This window comes from Staphylococcus sp. EG-SA-15, from assembly GCF_017151895.1.
In the GTDB taxonomy this organism is placed as follows: domain Bacteria; phylum Bacillota; class Bacilli; order Staphylococcales; family Staphylococcaceae; genus Staphylococcus; species Staphylococcus aureus.
The window spans coordinates 1-227 of sequence record NZ_JACVZN010000189.1; the positions used below are offsets into that span (position 1 = coordinate 1).

1 pseudogene is annotated in these 227 nt (G+C 28.2%); it reads left to right on the forward strand.

The annotated features are described in order from the left end of the window. Positions 1–157: 157 nt before the first annotated feature. Positions 158–227: pseudogene (locus tag IDG64_RS15720) on the forward strand (IS6 family transposase); the annotation flags it as partial.

Genomic DNA, 227 nt, shown 5'->3' on the forward strand with positions numbered 1-227 from the left:
TTTATTATTTTTATCTTTTTCTCTGCAACTTCCTCTTTTTATTGCGTTATGATCCCAATTTATTTTTTAAATTCATTACCAGCTTGCTCTATAGTTTGATTGGTTCTGTTGCAAAGTTGAATTTATAGTATAATTTTAACAAAAAGGAGTCTTCTGTATGAACTATTTCAGATATAAACAATTTAACAAGGATGTTATCACTGTAGCCGTTGGCTACTATCTAAGAT